The organism is Mycobacterium sp. (genome assembly GCF_035697385.1).
Lineage (GTDB): Bacteria > Actinomycetota > Actinomycetes > Mycobacteriales > Mycobacteriaceae > Mycobacterium.
On sequence record NZ_DASSCY010000347.1, the window covers coordinates 1 to 5,582 of the forward strand.

At 65.3% G+C, this 5,582-nt stretch carries 7 protein-coding genes and 1 pseudogene; 4 read left to right on the top strand and 4 right to left on the bottom strand.

Features of this window, described 5'->3' with window-relative positions:
• Positions 1–158: PadR family transcriptional regulator (locus VFH65_RS28885; protein ID WP_353326509.1), on the bottom strand; the 158-nt coding region annotated here is incomplete at its 3' end.
• A gap of 76 nt (positions 159–234) precedes the next feature.
• Between VFH65_RS28885 and VFH65_RS28890 the strand changes: the two genes are divergently transcribed.
• Positions 235–1,572, top strand: coding sequence for a carotenoid oxygenase family protein (locus VFH65_RS28890; RefSeq protein ID WP_353326498.1), 1,338 nt, complete (start codon positions 235–237; stop codon positions 1,570–1,572).
• Here VFH65_RS28890 and VFH65_RS28895 read toward each other — a convergent pair.
• Both VFH65_RS28895 and VFH65_RS28900 read right to left on the bottom strand, forming a co-directional pair.
• A complete protein-coding gene (locus tag VFH65_RS28895; protein WP_353326500.1) occupies positions 1,569–2,534 on the bottom strand; it encodes an AraC family transcriptional regulator in 966 nt (321 codons plus the stop codon). The genes VFH65_RS28890 and VFH65_RS28895 overlap by 4 nt on opposite strands.
• Positions 2,535–2,549: 15 nt before the next feature.
• Complete coding sequence (locus VFH65_RS28900; RefSeq protein ID WP_353326502.1) at positions 2,550–3,191, bottom strand: TetR/AcrR family transcriptional regulator; 642 nt, start codon at positions 3,189–3,191, stop codon at positions 2,550–2,552.
• Positions 3,192–3,282: 91 nt separating this feature from the next.
• On the opposite strand from VFH65_RS28900, the gene VFH65_RS28905 reads away from it, so the two are divergent.
• Together VFH65_RS28905 and VFH65_RS28910 are read left to right on the top strand one after the other, a co-directional pair.
• Complete coding sequence (locus VFH65_RS28905; RefSeq protein WP_353326503.1) at positions 3,283–3,948, top strand: DUF998 domain-containing protein; 666 nt, start codon at positions 3,283–3,285, stop codon at positions 3,946–3,948.
• Positions 3,949–4,016: 68 nt separating this feature from the next.
• Positions 4,017–4,511 (top strand): DUF1772 domain-containing protein, encoded by a 495-nt coding sequence (locus VFH65_RS28910; RefSeq protein WP_353326505.1) that lies wholly within the window; start codon positions 4,017–4,019, stop codon positions 4,509–4,511.
• On the opposite strand, the gene VFH65_RS28915 is transcribed toward VFH65_RS28910, so the two are convergent.
• Positions 4,508–5,362, bottom strand: a complete 855-nt coding sequence (locus VFH65_RS28915; RefSeq protein WP_353326507.1) for an RDD family protein — start codon at positions 5,360–5,362, stop codon at positions 4,508–4,510. The genes VFH65_RS28910 and VFH65_RS28915 overlap by 4 nt on opposite strands.
• Before the next feature lie 28 nt (positions 5,363–5,390).
• Between VFH65_RS28915 and VFH65_RS28920 the strand changes: the two are divergent.
• A pseudogene (locus tag VFH65_RS28920) lies at positions 5,391–5,582 on the top strand (stage II sporulation protein M); the annotation flags it as partial.

Consider the following 5,582-nt stretch of genomic DNA (forward strand, 5'->3'; position numbering starts at 1 on the left):
ATCGAACCCGCGTCGGCGAGCTTGTTGAGCTCTCCGTACAACTGGCTTTGCGTCGCCGGCCAGACATTGGCCATCGACTTCTCGAAGTGTTTGAGCAGGTCATACCCGCTGCCGGGTTCTTGGGCCAGCAACCCTAACGCCGCAATCCGCAGACTCACGGAACCATCCTACATTCCACTCTTGACATGTCACTAGTGGAATGTCATGGTGGGACCACACCGAATGGAGATCCAGATGACCGACACCACCTCCGATACCTCAGCCCTCTTCGGCACCGGACAGTTCTTCCAACGGGGCAACTACGCACCCGTCACCGATGAGCTCACGGAATTCGACCTGCCCGTCGAGGGTGCGATTCCGGTCGAACTCGACGGCTGGTATCTGCGAAACGGCCCCAACCCGCGACAGGCCACCGCGCACTGGTTTACCGGCGACGGCATGATCCACGGCGTCCGCATCGAGGGCGGACGCGCCGCCTGGTACCGCAACCGCTGGGTGCGCACCGACAGCTTCAAAGAGGACTTCCCGCTCTACAACGCCGACGGCACTCGCAACCTGCGGGCCGGCACCGCGAATACCCACCTCATCAATCACGCCGGCAAGACGCTGGCGCTGGTCGAATCGTCACTGCCCTACGAGATCACCAATGACCTGGAGACCGTCGGCGCCTACGACTTCGGCGGCAAGCTTGTCGACTCGATGACCGCGCATCCGAAGATCTGCCCGACCACCGGGGAGATGCACTTCTTCGGCTACGGCAACATCTTCGAACCCCACGTCACCTATCACCGGGCCGACGCGAACGGCGAGCTGACCGTCAACCGCCCGCTCGAAGTCAAGGCGCTGACGATGATGCACGACTTCGCGCTGACCGCCGAGCATGTGGTGTTCATGGATCTGCCGATCGTGTTCAACATGGACGTTGCGCTCAAGGGCGACGGTGATATGCCCTACCGGTGGGACGACAATTATGGCGCGCGCCTTGGCGTGCTGCGCCGCGACGATCCATTCGGGCCGGTGCGCTGGTTCGAGATCGACCCGTGCTACGTGTTCCACGTCGCCAACGCGTACGACACTGGAAATTCGATTGTCCTGCAGGCAGTGCGATACCCCGAATTATGGCGTGACAGCGGCGGATTCGACGCTGACGGAGTGCTGTGGACGTGGACGATCGATCTGCAGACCGGCACCGTCACCGAACGCCAGGTCGACGACCGCGCGGTGGAGTTCCCGCGCATCGACGACCGGTTGGCCACGTTGCCCGCCCGCTATGCCGTCTCCGTGAGCACGAACAAGCTGGTCCGCTACGACCTCAGCACCGGCGGTGCGCAAGAGCATGCCTTCGGCACCGTGGACGCGCCCGGCGGCCCCGGGGAGGCGGTGTTCGTGCCAGGCGCAGGTGCCCCCGACGAGAGCAGCGGCTGGTACCTGGGCTACGTCTACGACCCTGCCCGCGACGGCAGCGATCTGGTGATCATCGATGCCTCCGATTTCGAAGGTAAGCCGGTAGCGAGAATCAAGCTGCCGCAACGTGTTCCGTACGGCTTCCACGGAAACTGGATCAGCAGCTAGAGCGCCGTCGACTCGACGTCTGCGTCCGGATAGGCCGCAGTGGCGCGGTGAGTGGCCGGGCTGACGCCGTAGGCGCGTTTGAACGCGCTGCTCAACGCGAACGGTGTGCTGTAGCCGACCTGTCGCGCCACCGCGCCGATCGTGGCCTGACTCGACCGCAACAGGTCGGCTGCCAGCGCCAGCCGCCAACTGGTCAGGAACGCGATCGGGGGCTCACCCACGTGCTCGGTGAACCTTCGAGCAAACACCGCGCGCGAACATCCCACGGCCGCAGCAAGATTCGCCACTGTCCACGGATGGGCGGGATTGTTGTAGATCAGCTTCAGCGCGGGGCCCACCATCGGGTCGTGCTCGGCGTGCCACCAGGTCGGGGTATTGCCATCACGGTCAAACCAGGTGCGCAGCACCGCAATCAACAGCAGATCGAGCATCCGGTCCAGGTAGGCCTCCTGCCCGGGGCCGTCGCGGCCCGCCTCGGCGGAGAGCAATTCCACAAGGGGCGTGTCCCATTCGTCCGCGCGCAACACCAGCACCGTCGGCAGTGCATCGAGCAGTCGGGCGCTGACCTCGCTGCGGCCTTCGTAGGCGCAGATCACCGACCGCGTCGCACCCGACGGGCTGTTGCCCCACGTCCGCACCCCGATGGACATCTCGAATTTCAGGCTGTCGCCGGACAGCGTGGTGCAGCGTTGACCGGGATGGATCACGATCATCGGCGCCGTGGTCGGGTCGTCGGCGAACATGTAGTGCTCGGTGCCGCGGGTCAATGCGACATCCCCTGGCCGCAGCCAGACAGTTCCGCTGCTCTCGCCGACGATCGAGGCGCTGCCGTAGGTCTGACAGATCAACGTCAACGGAGCTTCGTCGCGAATGCTCATCGACCACGGCGGGTCCATCATCATCCGCAACACAAAAGCGCCTCGCGCTCGCACACCGTCGAGCAGGCCGACCACGGCGTCCACGCCGGGAGCCTATCGTTACCCGGACCCTGCGCGCGGCCGATAACCGCTGAGAAACACTTGCACGCCTGCGCGGACGTGGCTGTCGACGTCGACGCCTGCCAATACTTGCGGTCCGCCGCAGAACAGCGCCTGATCGATGCACCTACCGACGATCAGAAACGCGAAATGCTCTGCGGTAAGCGAAGGTTCGGGTACGTCGAGCAACCGGCGCTCGTGCAGCCGGCCGAAGCATTCGGAGAACGCGGCCATCATGCGGGCGGGCGCCTGCTCGTAATACAGCCGAGCCAGTTCGGGGAAACGGTTCGCCTCGCCGACGACAAGGCGTCGCAGCTGAACGACGGGCTCCTGAAGCACGGCGCGCAGGTAGTCACCGGCCAGGGCGGTCAGGTCCGTCTCCAGATCGTTTGTATCGGCCATCCCGGCGATCCGGTCGAGGAACGGCGCGACGCTGCTTTCCAGCGCGTTGTCGACGATGGCCAGCAGCAGCTCATGCTTGTCGCCGAAGTGCTTGTAGACCGTCTGCTTGGACACCTCGGCAGCGGCGGCGATCTGGTCGACGCTGGTGCCCTGATAGCCGTTGCTGAGGAACAGGTCGCGCCCCGCGGACAGAACGGTCGCACGCTTGCGCGCAGAACGGCCCAGCGTCTGCTCGGACATACGGCCTCCCCACGATCGGTACTGGACAGTCTAGTTCCTGAACTAGTACCGTTCGGTACTAGACCGTCTAGTTCCGTCCTTGGAGGCGCACATGACCACCACCGATAGACCGCCGCTGCCGGTGCGGATCACAAAGTCGCTGCTCGGCTACGGCGTCATCGCCGGTCCGATCTACGTCGTGGCTGTGGCCGCGCAGGTGGCAACCCGCGACGGGTTCGACCCCACCCGGCATGCCGCCAGCCAGCTCGCCAACGGTGACTACGGCTGGATCCAGATCGCCACCTTCCTGATCACCGGCGCAATGACGATTGCGGCGGCCGTCGGCGTGCGCCGCGCGCTCGGGCCGGGCCGTCAGTCGGCGTGGGCGTCTGGCCTGCTCGGCGCCTATGGCGTCGGCTTGGTCGCAGCCGGCATCTTCCGCGCCGACCCGTCGGATGGCTTCCCGCCGGGCACACCGCCGGGGATGGGCGAGGTCAGCTGGCACGGCTTGGCCCATTTCGCCGCGGCGGGCATCGGGTTCGCCTGCCTGGTCGCCGCGTGCTTCGTGCTGGGCTCCTGGTTCGCGCACAACGGACAGGCGTCGTGGGCGTGGTTCTCCCGGATCACCGGTCTGGTCTTTGCAGCCAGCTTTCTCGCCTTGTCGTCTGGATCAGGCGGCGCTGCAACAATTTTGGTGTTCACCGCGGCAGTGGTGCTCGTGTGGGCGTGGCTGGCGGCGGTGTCGGCGAAGCTCTACCGCGGCGTCGAGGTCGCGTAGACGCATACGTATGCAGTCGGGACGACAAACCATGGATCGTCTCGGCGGTCCACGATTGACTTCGAGTCATGAATACGAGCCCCCTTGTCATCCTGACCTCTCTGGCCGCGCTGGCCAGCGCCGCCGCCGGCGGAATGATGTACGTCTTCTCCACATTCGTGATGCGCGGCCTTGACCGCACCGAACCGGCTGAGGCGATCACCGCGATGCGCGGCATGAACGTCGAGGCGAACTCCAACCCGGCGTTTCTGCTGGGCTACTTCGCTGCAGCGATTCTGGCCGTCGCCGTCGGTGTCGTCGCGGTGATCCAACTGCGCCAGCCCGGCAGTTGGGTGCTGCTTGTCGGCGCGGTCTTCGGAATCCTCGCCGCAATCATCACGATGGTGTTCAACGTGCCCCTCAACAACCACCTCGACGCGGTGAACCCGGTCGGCCTCGCGCCCGCTGACGCGGCCCGCGAGTGGCAGGCGTACTTCACCACCTGGACGAACTGGAACCATGTCCGAACCGCGACGAGTTTCATCGCTGCGGTGATCATGCTGATCGGCGTGCGGTACCGCTAGGTCGGCGGTTGGAATCCCCCGGTACCCGGCTGCTGCGGCGCCGGTGCCGGGGGGCCTTGCTGCAGCGGGTATGGCTGCGGTTGCCCAGGCCATTGAGGTGGCGGCCGCAACCGATCCAATTCACGACGGTGGCGCTCCGCCAACACTGCCGCGAGCACCAGTTGTGGCGCAACGCCAGGAGGCGGGGGTGGTGATATCTGTGCGACGACTTCGCCGGCGATGCGAAAGGCCATCTGATCCCGCACCGCAGGATCCAATTGCGTTGCACGGGAGAGAAATTGACGAGCCAACTCAGCTTGTTCCGCACGGAGCCCAGACAGCTGCAGTGATGACGCCCACCACGCCAGCGCAGGCGGCATCGGCGGCGGTGGTGGGAGCCGAGGCCCACGCTCGCTGATGACCAGCGTGCCTGCGAACACGTCGCCGATGCGCTTGCCCTTCGGCGAAAGCAGGCTGCAGATCACCGCCGGTCCGCCGGTGAGCGCGAAGATCTCGATCGCGCCGGCCAGCGCGCGAAACAGCGCCTGCCGGAAGCGTTCCGGGCCTCCGTCATCGGAAACCACCCGCAATCCCATGGCCATCTTGCCCAGCGACTTGCCCCGCGTCGCGGTTTCGAACACGACTGGATAGCCCACGATCGTCAGGATCGTGAAGATGATCAGGACGGCTGCCGACAACGCGGGATCGAACTGTGTGAGGGTGACCGCCCACAGCAGCACACCGATGGTGTAGCCGATCAAGATGACCGTGACATCGATGAGCGCCGACACGACGCGAACGGGTAGCTGGGCGATCTGAACGTCAAGGACCACCGCGTCCCCGGTCACCACAGGTTCTTGCTGGCCGACCATAGCGACCAACGCTACTAGGATTCGCGATGTGGATGTCGACGCGTTCGTGCTGGCGCACCGTCCGACGTGGAACAGGCTGGAGCAGCTGGTCAAGCGACGCCGTCGGTTGTCGGGCGCCGAGGTCGATGAGCTGGTCGATCTCTACCAGCGGGTGTCCACCCACCTATCGATGGTGCGCAGCGCGTCGAACGATGCGGTGCTGATTGGTCAGTTGTCCGGA

Coding starts and splice junctions, on each gene's coding strand:
- VFH65_RS28890 (WP_353326498.1), top strand. CDS start 235: ATGACCGACACCACCTCCGATACCTCAGCCCTCTTCGGCACCGGACAG.
- VFH65_RS28900 (WP_353326502.1), bottom strand. CDS start 3,191: ATGTCCGAGCAGACGCTGGGCCGTTCTGCGCGCAAGCGTGCGACCGTT.
- VFH65_RS28905 (WP_353326503.1), top strand. CDS start 3,283: ATGACCACCACCGATAGACCGCCGCTGCCGGTGCGGATCACAAAGTCG.
- VFH65_RS28910 (WP_353326505.1), top strand. CDS start 4,017: ATGAATACGAGCCCCCTTGTCATCCTGACCTCTCTGGCCGCGCTGGCC.
- VFH65_RS28915 (WP_353326507.1), bottom strand. CDS start 5,362: ATGGTCGGCCAGCAAGAACCTGTGGTGACCGGGGACGCGGTGGTCCTT.